Consider the following 15,078-nt stretch of genomic DNA (forward strand, 5'->3'; position numbering starts at 1 on the left):
GGTGGAGCCACGACCTGCCATTCTCCGGCTGCCCCGGTTTCCCGGACGTCCGCCAAACGATAGCGCACGGAGCCCGGCGGGTCGCGATCGACACGCCCGTCCCTCATGGCTTCGCCGAAATGAAACTTGAGTCCGCCCGATGGCAGCGGCTCCGGCAGCCTTGCTTTCAGGTTGCCGAAGGCGACCTTCCTGAAGTCGAGCAGGAGGTTCCCGTCATCAAGGCGGCGGTGTTGGCCACCGGCTACCTCGGCGGCCGGCAGGAGGCGGGCAAGCCCGAGGAGGAGAAACGGAAAGACGCAGGACCGATTCATTAGGGCGCAATTTGTTCCACGCGAAGCCGCAGAAAGAAAGCGCTCATGCCCTCATTGGGTGTTGTGATGACGGTGGTGGTTGTTCCGCTGGTGCTCGGGGCAATCGTGGCCGTCGGGCCTCCCGGCGGACCGTCCAGGCCGTCCCCGGCATACCAATCTTCCAGATTCGGCGACCACTGGTAGATGGCGTGCAGATCCGAAGGCGTCTCGGCTGCTTGCGGGTGGGTGAAGGTGGCGGTGATCCCGTCGGTGGAGAGGGCTTCGAGGCCCACATTGAACTGACCGGGATGGGTGCCGAACCAGGCTTCTAGGCCGTTGGCAAGACCATCACCGTCCGGGTCGTCGTCGAGGCCGGTCAATCCGCCGAGGCCGGTGAAGCCGTCGGTCCAGTCGGCGAAGGTGTTGCCCGGGCCGCTGGCCGCCGTGAAATCGATTTCAGTGAGCGTCATCCAACTCCCGGAGTTGGCGTAAAAGTCGAGCTTCAGGTATTTGGCAGCATCGAGGCCGGAGACATCGAGGGTGTGCAGTTCGGCATAAGTAGTCCCAGGGACTGCGGTGCCGGTTCCAAAAGCGTACGAAGTAGGGCTCGAGAAAGTAATGCCATCCGTGCTCGTGGATACCTCGACGGAAGCGATGCCACTTGGAAGGTTCGTATGTTCGTAGACCTCGATCGTGGCGAAGGCGATGGCTTCTGCGAACGTGAAGGTAACGGATGCTGCGGGTGAATCACCTGCGTCGAAATAGACATTCTTTCCATCATTCCAGGCTCCATCGGAGATGATGTCGTCAGTCAATAGGCTATCAGCGTCTCCACCGGCAGTGCCAGAGGGGGCACTCCCTCCGCTGCCATATGCATACCCGGTCGGCACAATTCCTGAGGGTGTTGTCGATTCCGCAGTGCTGAAACTCCAGGTGCCCTCACCACTGAATCCAGCGAAGCTGTTGCCCGAGGGGTCATCGACGGCGGTGGAATCGATCTCGATGTAATAGGTGGTGGAGTCCGCAAGATCCGATGTGGGGTTGATGGTGACGGTGGAACCGGAGAGACTCAGACCTGCTGCGGGACCAGCCACGTCAAAGCTTTCGACCAGCGCGCCGCCGGATTCGCGAAGGGTGATGGAGCCGGTGCCGAAGGCCACGTCTTCGTCAAATGTGATGACGAGGCCTGTGTTGGTGGGGACATCAATCGCTCCATTGCCGGGGTTGAGGTCTTGAATGCCCGGAGCGGTGTTGTCGATCTCTACCGTGGTGAAGCTCCAGGTGCCGTCGCCGGTGAAGCCGGCAAAGCTGTTGCCGGCGAGGTCATCAATGGCGGTGGCGTCGATTTCGACGTAGTAGCCCGTCGAGTCCGCAAGGTCCGATGTGGGGTTGATGGTGACCGTGGAGCCGGAGAGATTCAGCCCTGCTGCGGGGCCCGCCACGTCAAAGCTCTCGACCAGCGCACCGCCGGATTCGCGAAGGGAGATGGAGCCGGTGCCGAAGGCCACGTCTTCATTGAAGGTGATGCTCAGGTCGGTCGCAACAGCTGCTCCGGTCGCAGTGTTTGCCGGGCTGAGTGAACTGATGTCGGGAGGCGTCGTGTCGGAGCCGCCGGCATCGGAGTCAAAAGTAAATCCTACAAACTGCTGGAAATTTGCCGGATTGGGAAAGCCTGGTGCGGTTATTGTCGTGGTCTGGATGACAAACACATCGCCAGCAACGGCACCGGTGATGTCGAAAAAGGCCACGTCGAGGGCATTCCCGTCGTAAGTGAGTATGTCCGAGGTGACGGAATCTGTGCCTGAACCCGAGGTCTGGGTGATGGTGTAGCTGGCTGTTCCCGAGCCGTCGGCGATCGCGTCGCACAAAATCCCCAAGCGCAAAGTCCTGCCGTCAAGATCTGTTCCGGTGACTTCAAACTGGAGTATGGGAATGCTGAGCGTTCCTACCGTGTAGCCGCCGTCCTGCCTGAAGAGTCTGTCTCCACTCAGATCAGCTCCGCCAGGATTGTTGGGGTCGTCCCACTTCGCGGATCCGTAGGGCCCGAACCCGCTGGCTCCCGGAAGCACGGTGACGGTGCCGTAGGAAGGAGCGCTTGTTAGATTGTGGAGGTGGTATCCATCGGTTCCCAGGATATTGTCGCCATCAATGTCCAGCGGCTTGGCTGGCGTGGTGTTGCGCCAACCACTTGTCGGGTCATCCGCATCGTCCTCGATCCCGAACTGAGCATCGACATAGCTGATCGTCGCGCCTTGTGCAACGTCCGCCGTGGTGAAACTCCAGGTGCCGTCGCCGCTGAATCCGGCAAAGCTGTTGCCGCTTAGATCGTCGATCGCCGTGGCGTCGATCTCGATGTAGTAGCCCGTGGATGCGGCGAGGTTGCTGCTCGGGGAAATGGTCAGTGTGGATCCGGAAAGACTGAGGCCACTCCCGGGGTTGGCAACGTCGAAGCTCTCGACCAGTGCCCCGCCGGACTGGCGGAGCGTGATCGTTCCCGACCCGAAGGCCACCGCTTCGTCGAAGGTGATCACGAGGCTGGAGCTAACGCGCACCGCGCTCGCCCCGTTGGTGGGGTTGAAGCTTTGGATTTGCGGATCGGCAAGATCGGGCGTTCCGGTCGTAAAGCTCCAGGTGCTGTCCCCGATGAAGCCCGCGAAGCTGTTCCCGGCGAGATCATCGATGGCGGTCGCCTCGATCTCGATGTAATAGGTCGTGGAAGGGCTCAGGTCGGCCGCCGGATCGATGGTGACGGTATTTCCGGCGAGTGTGAGTCCGGCCGGGGGATTGGCGACGTCGAAGCTCTCGACCAGGGTGCCTCCACTTTGGTGGAGCGTGATCGTGCCGGTTCCGAAGGCGACGTTCTCGTTGAACGCGACACTCAGGTTGGTGGAAAGGCTGACCCCGGTTTCCGTGTGGGCGGGATCGAATGTGCCGACCTCCGGTGGGGTCTCATCCGGGCCGGAGGTTCCGGTGTCGAAGGTCAGGCCCAGGACCTGCTCGAAGTCCGAGGGATATACCGTATTCGAACTCGAGGTGGTGCAGGTGATGACAAACTGGTGGGTTGGCTGCAGATCGATGAGATCGAAGTAAACCACATCCATGCTCTCGCCGGTCCAGGGAATGGGGGTGCTGGTGGCGGTCGCGGTCCCGCCAAAAGTTTGTTTGAGCGTATAGCTGGCGGTGTTGGGAGTCGGGTCGGGGCTGCCGTTTGCATCGACAAGGATCCCCACCCGCAGGGTGGTCCCGGCGGGTAGGTCCTGAGTGATTTCAAATCCGAGCAGCGGTGCCGATTCCTGCCCTTTGCCGGCACTCGAATCGTGCAGGGTTTTCAGCCCGACATCGTTGCCACCCGCATTGGTGGGATCGTCGAAAACCCTGCCGCCGTAGGGGCCGTTCAAGCCCGGGCTCAGCCGCTCCGTGACGGCATAGGGCGGGTCGAGCACGAGAACAGACCCCGCGGCCACCCAGTAGCCGTCGCTGCCGACGATGTTGTCGCCGTCGATATCCAATGATTTGGCCGGATTGGTGTTGCGCCAGCCGATGGTCGTATTGTTGTCGCCTGTCTCGATGTCATACTGGGTGTCGACGTAGCTGATGGTGGGATAGGTCACAGTTGCAGGAACGCTGAAGTTCCAGGTGGTCGAGCCACTCGTGCCCGGGTAAGAATTGCCGGCGTTGTCGAGGATCGCGGTGCTCTCGATTTCGACATAGAAATCGGTTCCCAGCGGGAGGTCGCTCGCCGGGTTCAGCGTGATGGTGTCGCCGAGGAAGTGGAAGCCGGAGGCCGGACTGGCGACGTCGAAGCTTTCGACCACCGAGTCGTCGCTAACCCTGCGGATGCGAATGAATCCGGTGCCCAGCGCGATGTATTCATCGAAGACAATCACCAGGTTATTGCTTGGGAAAAAGTCGTTGGCGCCGCTCGCCGGGGTGAGTGAGGCAACGCCCGGCGGGGTGACATCCGGAACGACGGTGGTGAAGTTCCAGGCACTTGAGCCACTGATTCCGGCGAAGCTGTTCCCGGCGAGATCGTCGATGGCCGTGGCGTCGATCTCGACGTAGAAGGTGGTCGAATCGGCGAGGGCGGCTGTCGGGTTGATGGTGAGAGTCGCTCCGGAGAGGCTCAGCCCGTCGCCGGGCGCAGCCACATCGAAACTCTCGACCGCTGCACCGCCGGACTGGCGCAGTGTGATGTTGCCCGTGCCGAAGGCGACTGCTTCGTCGAAAACCAGGATGATATTCGCGGCGGGGTTGACTTCGGTTTCATCGGGGCGCGGGCTCTGTGCCTGAATGCCCGGTGCGGTGTTATCGGCAGCTTCCGTGGTAAAGCTCCACGTACTGTCTCCGCTGATGCCAGCAAAGCTGTTACCCGCAAGATCCTCGATGGCGGTGCCGTCGATCTCGATGTGGTATCCGGTGGAGGGGGCCAGTAGATTGCTCGGATGGATCGTAAGCGTGGCGCCGGAAACCGAGAGCGTTGAAGAAGGCGTGCCCACATCAAAACTCTCCACCGCTGCACCGCCGGACTGGCGAAGCGTGATGCTGCCGCTGCCGAGGGCGATGTCCTCGGTGAAGGTGAGGCGGAGATTCGCGGCATGCTCCACACTGCTCGCGCCGTTTGCCGGGCTGAGCACGCTGATGCCGGGAGAAGACGAATCGGTGCTCCCCGCTGCGGCGGTAAACTGGATTTCGGCGATACCGGTGTAGCTGTCGTCTCCGTTCCAGTTGCTGTTGACCTCGAAACGGAGGTAGCGCACTTCGGTGGTAGGCAAGGTGATCGAAGTGGCGGTTTCGAGATCGAAGCCGATATTGCCTGTGGCCGGGGCCTGCGGCAGTTCGAGAGAGCTGCCGCCGAGGCGGGTCCAGTTGGCGGCACCCTCGCCTTCCGGATCACCCGGGAAGGGGATGTTCGAATAGTAGATGTCCACCGACCGGATGCCGGTTCCGGTGTCGCCACTCCGGGCCGCATTCCAAAGATGAATGGAATCGAGCGGGTAACTTCCTCCCAGGTCCCACTGAATATAGGACTCGGCCACCTCGGGACGCACGCCCTGGATGCTTTCATCTCTGGTGAGCCATGCGGTATGGTCCGCAGTGCCGTGTTCGCCCCCGCTCAGACCACTGCCATCGATCGTCCGGTAGGGGTGCCAGGCCTGAACACCCTGGTTGAAATTGAATGCGGTGTTCCCCATTGACGGAGCCGAGGCCGAGGCAACGATCCGGCTGCCGTTGATGAGGCCGCCTGCGGTCGTGAAGCTCCAGGTGCCGTCGCCGCTGAAACCCGCGAAGCTATGGCCGGCGAGGTCGTCGATAGCGGTGGCATCGATTTCGATGTAGTAGCTGGTATCGGCGAGGAAATCGACGCTTGGATCGATCTCAAGGGTGTTGCCGGATAGCGTGAGATTGGCCGGAGGATTGGCCGCGTCGTAAGTCTCGACCAGACTGCCGTCGCTCTTGCGGAGCGTAATCGAGCCGGTGCCCAAAACGATCTCTTCGCTGAAGGCGATGCGCAGCGCCGAGTTGAGCCGCACTCCAGATGCGTCGTGAAACGGAGTGAGCGAGCTGATGCGCGGGGCGGTCTCGTCGGTCGTCGAACCGCCCGACCGGGTATTGATGTAGGCCTGGGCGAAATCATGGCCCATATCGATGTAGCCCTGCTCGGTGTAGTGCAGGTTGTCCCCCAGGATGCCGTAGGCGTCGGCATCGATCAAATGGGTATTGGGATCGCGGGCCGCCACGTAGTCTTGCGCCAAACGCACCGCTTCGATCGGACGCGCGGTTTGCTTGACCGAGAGCCGGGTGAAAAAGAAGGGCAAGTCGGCACCGTAGCGGCTGCGGATGTCGGCAATAAAGGCCTCGAAGTCGTTCTGATACTGCTCGGTGGTGCGGTCGTTCCAGGCGTCACGCTCCCCCTGCGACCAGAGCATAGCCACGATCTCGTAGGTGTGGCCCTGACGCGCCAGGGTATCCAACCCGAAGCCGACCACTTCCTTGAAGAGATTGTAGCTCCGACCGTTCGTCAGGTTCCATTCGTTCCAAAGGCTGGTGCCGCCGTCCGAATGCTTGATGAACATGAATTTCTCCTCCGGAAACGCATCGGCGATCGTCCGCCCGAAAGAGATTTCGCTGCCCCAGGTCCCCCCACTGCCGGACTGGAGGAAGGTGTGGAAAGTCCCGTAGTAAAAAAGCACATCCTCCTGTGAACCCTGCAGATCCCCCGGTAGATTGGCGGCTTCCGTGCTGAAACCGAACATATTGGACTGTCCGCCCATCAGCACGACCTTGTAATGCTCGGCCTGGGCCGGTGCGGCGCAGAGACAAGTCAGCAGGACTGAAAGGGCGAACTTCAAGACGGGGCTTCGGGGATTTCGGAGGATGGACATAGAATGATGCATATCTACCAAGCGACGGCACTATCGTGCCGTCGCTACAAGTTTGCGGTGAACATGCGATCGCAGGGCCCGGCGATCCGTCTTGATCGAAGGCACATGAACCTGCTGTGGAACAAGAGAAACCCCGGCTCTAAAGCATGGGGTTTGAAAGAACCGATGACGGTCTTGCGTGGCACAGGTTAGCCGCGGCGACGTCGCCTGACACAGGTCAGACCGAACATGCCAGCCACTAGGGCGAAGCTGGAGGGCTCGGGGATGGCGCTGAAGCGGACTTCAGACATAGCTGCAAAGGTATTGCCGCCATTTGTCAAAATCTCGAGACGTATGTTTGTGACATCTGAAACTTGAGTCAGAGCAATATGTTCACCTGTATATGTAGTAAGCCCGGTTCCCGGACTCAATGACAAATCCTGAAAGCTGTCGTCAGCATCCCCGAAAGTGGAATTTTCAGAGAAGATCAAGCGCACAGTGCTAGCTGACCGGGCTGCGCGATCTGCTTCCGAGGTATTAAAGTTCCAGATATGAGCCGTGCCCACGGTATAGGTGCCCCCAAGATCAAATTCGACCCATGAATCACTACCAAAAACAGTCAGCCAGTGAACATCTGAAGGCCAACTTGTGTTGGTGTGCGTCCATGTCGTGACATCTCCGCTCGCCGTAATCCCCGGACCAATGAGTCTGTCAGGCGCTGTTTCAGCACTGAACCCAGTGCCCCCGCTAACTGTCATCGTCGTGATGACAGCTGCAGAAGCCATGCAGGTGGCGAGCAGCATGCCTGCTGCGAGCGCGGCGAGCCTGCCGGCATTCGTGAAAAAAGACGTGTTCGGGAATTTGGCGTCTTGCGGTTTCATGATGATGATCAGAGCGGATTGGTTCAAAGGGAAGTGCGGTTTCCCCTGACGTGGAAACCTTGATCGACGGAGATGGGCCGACCAGCATTTTCAAATTGCCCACTTGTGCGTTTTAGGTGAGGTTTTCACCCATGCTGAAAACATCCTCCGTGGCCGAGCAGGTTGCCCAGCACTTGCGCAAGGAGCTGGAGCAGGGGCGCTGGACGGGGCTGATGCCGGGCCGCAACCGGCTGGTGGAGGAACTCGGGGTGAACGGGCGGACGGTGGAGCGTGCGCTGGAGCGACTGGAGCAGGAAGGACTGCTGCAATCGCGGGGACGGGGACGCCGCCGTCGCATCAAACTGGTTCCGGCGAAAATCCGGGGGCAGGGCTTGAATGTGAAAATCCTGCACTACGACAAGGCGGACCAGCGCACCGACTACTTTCTGGAATCGATCTTCCGCCTGCACCAGTCCGGTCACCGGGCGAGCTTTGCCGAAAAGAGTCTTCGTGAGTTGAACTTCGATCTGCAACGGGTGGCGAAGCTGGTGGGCAAGGCCCGGGCGGATGCCTGGATCGTGGCGGGCGGACCGAGGGCGCTGCTGGAGTGGTTTGTCGGCCAGCCGACGCCGGCCTTCGCGCTTTTTGGAAGGATGCGGAATGTCCCGATTGCCGGGGTGCTTCCGGACAAGCTGGAAGCCATCGGTGCCCTGGTGGACCGCCTGGTGGCGCTGGGTCACCGGCGGATCGTCAATATCGTGGCCGAGGAGCGCCGCAAACCGACGTTCGGCGTGCCCGAACGCTTTTACATGGAGCTGCTGAGCCGGCACGGAATCCAGAGTGGGTCCTACAATTTGCCCGACTGGGAGGGCACTCCGGAGGGCTTGCCGCGCTTGCTGGACTCACTCTTCAAATATACGCCCCCCACGGCCCTCCTCCTGGACCAGGCGTGCTACTTCTGTGCCGCCCGCGACCATCTGGCCCGGAAGGAAATCGTGGCCCCCAGGGATGTTTCCATGGCCTGTTACGAGTGGAATCCTCTCTTTGACTGGTTTCGCCCGGAGATCACGCACATCGACTGGGATCCCCGGGCCGCGGTCAATCGCATCGTCAAATGGGTCAACAACATCAGCCGGGGCAAGGACGACCGGCGGAAAAACATCACCTGGGCCCAGCTGATTGAAGGCGGCACGATCGGGCCTGTGCCGAAAAGCTAATTTTCGTCGGAAGCTTCAAAGCGGAGCATCAAGCGGCCGGGTACCGGGCTCTCCTCCGGCCACCGATAGGCCGACTCGACAAAGCTGCGGTTGAGGGCCGGGGCGGCCTCGAGGTTGAGCATTGTGTCCGCCGCCACCCAGCCGGACAGGCTCTGCGAGCTTTGCAGCCTCGCGGCCAGTGACGGGTCGTCGATGCGGCTGATCGCGTGCACGGCGGGCCGGCCGCTTGCCACCGACAAGGACAGCGGCCCGTCCCGGGTGTCCGCCTGCCGCGGGTTGAAGCCGAGGAGGTATTCGAAGAGATTGATGAGGCTGTCTTGGTCCGGGTTGGCGAGATGCCCCCACAGCGTGGCTTCCAAGCCCGGATTCGAGGCATCGTCGCCGAAATAACGGGTGCGCCAGCCGTCGAGCGCGGAGGTTGCCCCGTCATCCGCATCGAGCAGTTCCTCAAGCCTGGCGCGGGCGGCGTCGGCTTCGGTCCCGGGGGTGGCCACCGGTTCGGCGGGCAGGTTGCGGCTGTCGCGCAGGGTTCCGGAATTGTCGAGCCGCCACTCGCCGTCGCTGACGGCGACGCCACTCTGGAACCCGTGGTGGACCCAAGGCCGCGGGATGCCGCGGCGGCCATGCATCTGCGGCACGAAACTGGTGCCGCGGTAGGGAATCGTCGCCGGGATGTCCGTCCTGGCTGCCCGGCATCAGCGAGACAATGAAGGCACGAAGATTGGACTGATGTGTGGTCATCAGGGTCACATAGGCCTGCAAGGCGGCCCCCTCCTGCTTCTTCCTTAATGCCATCTTGCTTCGCGGTCAGAGTGACTACACTGCCGGTAGGACACGAAGCGAAGCACCTGAACGTTACAGGATTCAGGTCATTTTCCAACTTCATCCGGGCTTCCAGGATCTGATCTTCATCGTCGGCGGCCGGATCGGCCACGCGCTCTCCACGCCGCTGTGCCACGCCCTGAGGCGCGAAATCGGCGCTTGGACGGCAAAGGCCCGCGATTCGGTTTATTGATGTCGAAATCCAAGCTTGGTGGACATACTTATGTCGGGATGATCCGGGAGAAAACCTTCATCAGGCTGTTCGTGCGGCACGAGGCCGAACTGCGCGGATTCGCCATCAGCCTGATCCCGTCGATCGAGGATGCGCAGGATGTCGTGCAGGACGCTTGCATCTCCATGTGGCAAAGGATCGACTCGCTCGAGAACGAAGAGGGCTTCGTTCCGTGGGCCTACACCTTCGTCCGTCTCACCGCGATGAACCGACTCAGGAAACTGCGGCGCAGCCGGCTGGTGTTTTCCGAGGCGCTGGTGGAACTGAACGCGCAGGAGGCCGGGGAGGAATCGGAGCGGGCGCGGGCCGAACGCCGGACACTGCGCGAATGCATGGAGCGCCTGCCGCCGCACCAGCTTGCCCTGGTCCGCCGCTACTACGCCACGACCAAGGTCCGCATGGAGGACCTGGCCCGGGACATGAGCCGACCCGTGGCGGGGCTCTACAAGGCGCTCGAACGAGCCCGGGCCGCCCTGCGCGGCTGCATCGAACAACGGATGTCCGAACTCGGATTCTGAACCGGCACTTGAACCATTTTTACGACATGAACGATCCCCATGACGACCTCGACAAACTGATCGACCGGATCAGCGACGGCACGATCGACCGCGAGCAGTTCTCGGAACTCGAAGCGCGCCTGCTCGAGGACCCTGCGCTGCGGCGGCGATTCCGCTCCCGCATGCGCTTGGAGGCCAACCTTCATTCGGAATGCCAAGCGACCCCGGCCGAAATCCTGTCACCTGCGATGATGGCTTCGCATCGTCCGAGCCTCTTCCGCTGGGCGGTCCCCGTGGCTGCCGGCATCGCGGCGATGTTGGCGCTTGCCGCATTCCTCATCTTCCGCCCCGCGGCTGGCGACGATCCGGACTACGTGGCGACGATCGTCTCGGAGGAAGGCGCGGCGTGGTCCGCGGACGGCATGATCGGTGAGGGCGCCCGGCTGGTTCCGGGCACCATGCGCCTGGAGAAGGGGCTGGCCAGCCTGCGTTTCGAGTCGGGTGCCGTGGCTGACCTCGAGGCCCCGGTGACCATCGAGCTGCTGGACCCGATGCGGTGCCGGCTCAGCCGCGGCAAGGCCGTCTTCGAAATGCCCGAGTCGGCGCAGGGATTCGTGGTGGAAACCCCCAATGGCCATGCCGTCGATCACGGCACCCGCTTCGCGGTGTCGCTCGAAGAAGGCAGCGACCAGGTCGAATTCGGCGTCTTGAGCGGGCGGATCTCGGTGCACCACGACGGCACGCAGTCTTCGGCCGACGTGCTCAGGGGCGACCGGGTCGTCCTCACCCAGTCCGGCATCGGGGATGCGGCCGCTGCCGATCCCTCGCCATCCGAGCGGACGACGAATTCGGGCCTGCTTCGCTTCCGTACCGACGGCCGTGAAACCTCGATCGTCCATGGCGACATGCGGGAGGATTTCCTGGAATCGGAATTGCTGATGGTGAAGAGGGATATTCCCGTCTCGAACGAGCAGGGCCTCGATCCCATCCTCTGGTCCAAGGACCGGCGCGCGTTGGTTGCCTTCGACCTCGACGGGCTCGATCCGCGGGAGCTCGAGCAGGCGGCTCTGCGGCTGAACCTCGTGCCCAGTGGCAGGGGCTACGCCTATCTGCTGCCCGAGTCCACCACCATCGAGGTGTATGGGATCCGTGATGTCCCGGACCTGGAGCACTGGGATTCGACGGGACTGAAATGGGTGGATGCACCCGGATCGGTGGGAGAGGGCGCGGAGCTGGACAAATCCGAGGTGAGCCTGCTCGGCTCCTTCGAGATCGAACGCAGCCGTCTGGAGGGGCCGGTGGTCTTCGAGTCCGCCGAACTTACCCGCTTCGTGAGTCAGGATCGCACCGGAGTGGTTGGCTTCCTGCTGGCCTCCTCCTCGATGCCGAAGGACTCGTGGAGCCTGGTCCACGCCTTCGCCTCCAGCCAGCACCCCGAGGCTGCCGGCCCGATGCTTGAAGTCCGCACCCGGCAGTAGATCGGGGCCGGCGGCGACCGGGCATCCGATGGCGGCCCCCCGCATTCGAATGCACGGAGGTTTTGTGTCGAATCATCCGGCTTCAGGACATGAAGACATGGAACCCCCATGCATCCCAGCCAGCCATGAAGCCAAAAAACTTACTCACCCTCCCGGCGATCTTCGCCTTGTTCAGCCTGCCGGCAGTCGGCGACGTCATCACGCCAGTCGGCGCGACCTCGACGACAGGAATCGGCGGGACTGATCCCAGGGACGACATTGCCCAAGCGATCAACAGCTCAGGTCTCGTTGATGTTTCAGACCCTTCCAGTGAACTGGATGATACTCATACTTCCGGTTTTGGCACGGATTACTGGATGAGCGAAAACGGTAGTCCCGCTGCTGGTGGGGAAGTCCTGGAATTTGATCTCGGGAGTCCTTTCGATGTGAACGGGCTGTACTACTGGGCCTACAATCGCACCGCGGACCGTAGCATGAGGACTTTCGACATCTCCTACTCAACGGATGGCGGCACGACGTTCACCACTCCCGTTTCGGCGGCATCGCTTGGAATGGCGGATTGGACTATCGGGCTCTCAACCAATACCGTGTCAACGGTCGAGAGCCGCAGTTTCAACACCACCCTGGCAGGAGTCACGAACATCCGCTTCAGCAACCTGCAAAACTATGGATCCACCTCTTATTACACGCTGGCCGAAATCCGCTTCGAGGGAACAGTCCCTGCGGCGGGCACGGTGGACGCGGACACCTCCACGGTGGAGGCCTCGCCGTCGGCGGTCCTCGCGGATGGAACTTCAGCTTCCACCATCACGGTGACGCTCAAGGACGCTTCCGGGGTTCCGGTGGGAAGTGAGGATGTCACTCTGGCCAACACTTCCGGCCCGGGCACGCCGACGATCAGCCCGTCCGCCACCCAGACCACCGATGCCACCGGCGTGGCCACCTTCACGGTCAGTTCCAACACCGTCGGCACCGAGGTGTTCACCGCCACCTCCTCGACCGACAGCGTGACGGTCACGCAGACCGCCAGCGTGGACTTCCAGAGCCCGGTCGTCGATGCCGGCAACTCGAGCGTGTCGGCCTCGCCGACTTCCGTTCCCGCGAATGACGTCAGCACCTCCACTGTCACCGTCATGCTGAGGAATGGCGGCGGCCTGGTGCTTCCCGGCAAGCTGGTCTCGCTTGCGGGCGATGGCGAGAACGACGTCACCCCCGCCGGAACCGCCACCACCGATGCCAACGGCGAGGCGACCTTCACCGTCAAGTCCGGCACCGCCGGCCTCGAAACCTTCACCGCGACCAGCGAGGCGGTGACCATCACCGCCACGGCTGGTGTCGACTTCTCCGAAGTTCCTTCCGGAGGCTACATCACGCCCACTGGTGCGACCTCGACCTCGACGGTCGGCAGCCCCAGAACCATCGACAAGGCGATCGACGGCAGCGGTCTCACCGACGTGTTGGATCCTTCCAGTGTTCTCGACGACTCCCATGCCTACGATACCAGCGCCTACTGGTTGAGTGCGTCGACCGCCGTTTCCGCCGGTGACGAGGAACTGACCTTCAACCTGGGCGGGAGCTTCGACGTGGACAAGGTCTACTACTGGACCTACGAGCGCGACGGCGACCGGAACCTCCGGACCTTCGACATCTCCTTCTCGACCGATGGAGGCGGCACCTTCAGCACTCCGGTTCCGGCCGCCTCGCTCAACATGGCGGACTGGGCCATCGGGGGGAACGATCGCGCTCCTTCCTTTGCAAGAACAGCGACTTTCGACACGCTGTCCGGAATCACGCATATCCGTTTCAGCAACCTGCAGAACCATGGCGACCCCTCCTACTTCGCCTTGTATGAACTCCGCTTCGGAGGCCCCCCTGTGCCGGCGCTGATCACCGATTTCCAGGCGGAGGGCGCCGCTGGGACCATCAACCAGGCCGCCAAGACCATCACCGTCGAGGTGCCATTCGGCACCGACCTCTCGAACCTGGCCCCCACCTTCACCCTGAGTTCCGGCGATTGCATCCCCGCCAGCGGCTCGCCGCCGTCGCCGACCTTCGCGGTGCAGAATCCGGCCACCTACACGGTGACCGACACCGCCACGGATCCGGACACGGTCAATACCTACACCGTGACGGTCACGGTGGGACCGGAACCTCCCCCGACGCTGGTCATCGACCTGGGTGCCGGTACCACCATCGAGGCCGGCGAGTTCATCTCCGGCGGTCCGATCGGGCTGCCCTTGCCGACGACCCTGCCGACCGGTTCCATCCTGCGCTCGATCGCCTTCAACGATGTCACCCTCACGGCCACCGACAGCGGCAGCGACGGCAACTACGCGTCGGACCTGACCGTCCTCCTCGGCCCCCCGGGGACGGCCGGTGGCGATTTCTCGCTGGCCGTCACCAGTGTGGGCGCCAATCAGGATTTCGGCGTCGTCGGCGACACGCTCGTGTGGAGCGGGGGCAACGATGGCATCGGAACCTCTCTCACCGAGACCAAGACCGACGCGGACTGGACCGGCGACATCGACCTGGCGACCACCGCGCTGTTCCTCGGCAACGGCTACCGCGGTTTCGGCTGGGAAACGCCCCAAGGCGGGACCTGGACGGGGACCATCACGCTGACCTACGACGATGTCGGCACGGGAACCAGCTACGCCGGCTGGTCCGGCGGCGCGGCGGCCGAGGACGACACCAACGGCGACGGCGTGGCGAATGCCGTGGCCTACGCGCTGGGCGCGGCGGATGTGAACGAGAATGCGATCGGCCTGCTGCCGGCCTTCGACAACAGCGACCCGGCCAACTTCGTGTTCACCTTCGACCGCAGCGACGCCGCCGAGACGGACGCCAGCACGACGATCACCGTGGAATACGGCACGGACCTGAGCGGCTGGACCGCCGCCCCCAACGCGGGAGACGGCGTGACCGTCGACGACAGTGGTGCCTCCGTGGGTGGTCTGACGCCCGTGGTGGTCACCATCCCGAAGACCGTGGCGACCGACGGCAAGCTCTTCGCCCGCCTCAAGGTGGCGGTGAGCCCGTGACGGACTCCGGCAAGCCGCCCGCTCTCCCTGCCGCCCCCTCAATGACAACAAAATGGCGCTCCGCCAGCCAGCCTGTGCCCGCCAACCAGGCGATCATCGTGACCTTCCGGGGGCGACGAATGCAGGAGAAACGGGGGCAGGCGTGAAAAAATGCATTTTCCCATGTCGAATTCCCGGACCTCCGGACATTTGAACCTGAATGGACATCCTTCCTTCCCCTTGAAATCCCGGTCCATTTGACAGGTTTTTCGAACGAAACGATTCAATCCAACCCCACGA

7 protein-coding genes and 1 pseudogene are annotated in these 15,078 nt (G+C 62.5%); 4 read left to right on the top strand and 4 right to left on the bottom strand.

Annotated features, from left to right (window positions below; genetic code table 11):
- The 3 genes and pseudogenes from ACG2LG_RS20020 to ACG2LG_RS20030 form a co-directional block, all read right to left on the bottom strand.
- Positions 1–311 (bottom strand): annotated as a pseudogene (locus ACG2LG_RS20020) (hypothetical protein); the annotation flags it as partial.
- Positions 311–6,673 (bottom strand): Ig-like domain-containing protein, encoded by a 6,363-nt coding sequence (locus tag ACG2LG_RS20025; RefSeq protein ID WP_396262051.1) that lies wholly within the window; start codon positions 6,671–6,673, stop codon positions 311–313. The pseudogene ACG2LG_RS20020 and the gene ACG2LG_RS20025, both read right to left, overlap by 1 nt.
- 188 nt (positions 6,674–6,861) lie before the next feature.
- A complete protein-coding gene (locus ACG2LG_RS20030) occupies positions 6,862–7,533 on the bottom strand; it encodes a hypothetical protein (RefSeq protein WP_396262053.1) in 672 nt (223 codons plus the stop codon).
- Positions 7,534–7,664: 131 nt separating this feature from the next.
- On the opposite strand from ACG2LG_RS20030, the gene ACG2LG_RS20035 reads away from it, so the two are divergent.
- A complete protein-coding gene (locus tag ACG2LG_RS20035) occupies positions 7,665–8,729 on the top strand; it encodes a GntR family transcriptional regulator (protein WP_396262055.1) in 1,065 nt (354 codons plus the stop codon).
- Here ACG2LG_RS20035 and ACG2LG_RS20040 read toward each other — a convergent pair.
- Positions 8,726–9,358: a hypothetical protein gene (locus ACG2LG_RS20040; protein WP_396262056.1), complete on the bottom strand. Its 633-nt coding sequence runs from the start codon at positions 9,356–9,358 to the stop codon at positions 8,726–8,728. The genes ACG2LG_RS20035 and ACG2LG_RS20040 overlap by 4 nt on opposite strands.
- Before the next feature lie 424 nt (positions 9,359–9,782).
- On the opposite strand from ACG2LG_RS20040, the gene ACG2LG_RS20045 reads away from it, so the two are divergent.
- The 3 genes from ACG2LG_RS20045 (at position 9,783) to ACG2LG_RS20055 (ending at position 14,799) form a co-directional block, all read left to right on the top strand.
- Positions 9,783–10,301, top strand: coding sequence for a sigma-70 family RNA polymerase sigma factor (locus ACG2LG_RS20045; protein WP_396262058.1), 519 nt, complete (start codon positions 9,783–9,785; stop codon positions 10,299–10,301).
- 26 nt (positions 10,302–10,327) lie between these two features.
- Positions 10,328–11,758 (top strand): FecR domain-containing protein, encoded by a 1,431-nt coding sequence (locus ACG2LG_RS20050; RefSeq protein WP_396262060.1) that lies wholly within the window; start codon positions 10,328–10,330, stop codon positions 11,756–11,758.
- A 125-nt stretch (positions 11,759–11,883) separates the two neighbouring features.
- On the top strand, positions 11,884–14,799 hold the full coding sequence (locus ACG2LG_RS20055) for an Ig-like domain-containing protein (RefSeq protein ID WP_396262062.1): 2,916 nt from the start codon (positions 11,884–11,886) through the stop codon (positions 14,797–14,799).
- The last annotated feature ends 279 nt before the right edge of the window (positions 14,800–15,078 follow it).

Source organism: Haloferula sp. A504, assembly GCF_044385805.1.
Taxonomy (GTDB): Bacteria; Verrucomicrobiota; Verrucomicrobiia; order Verrucomicrobiales; family Akkermansiaceae; genus Haloferula.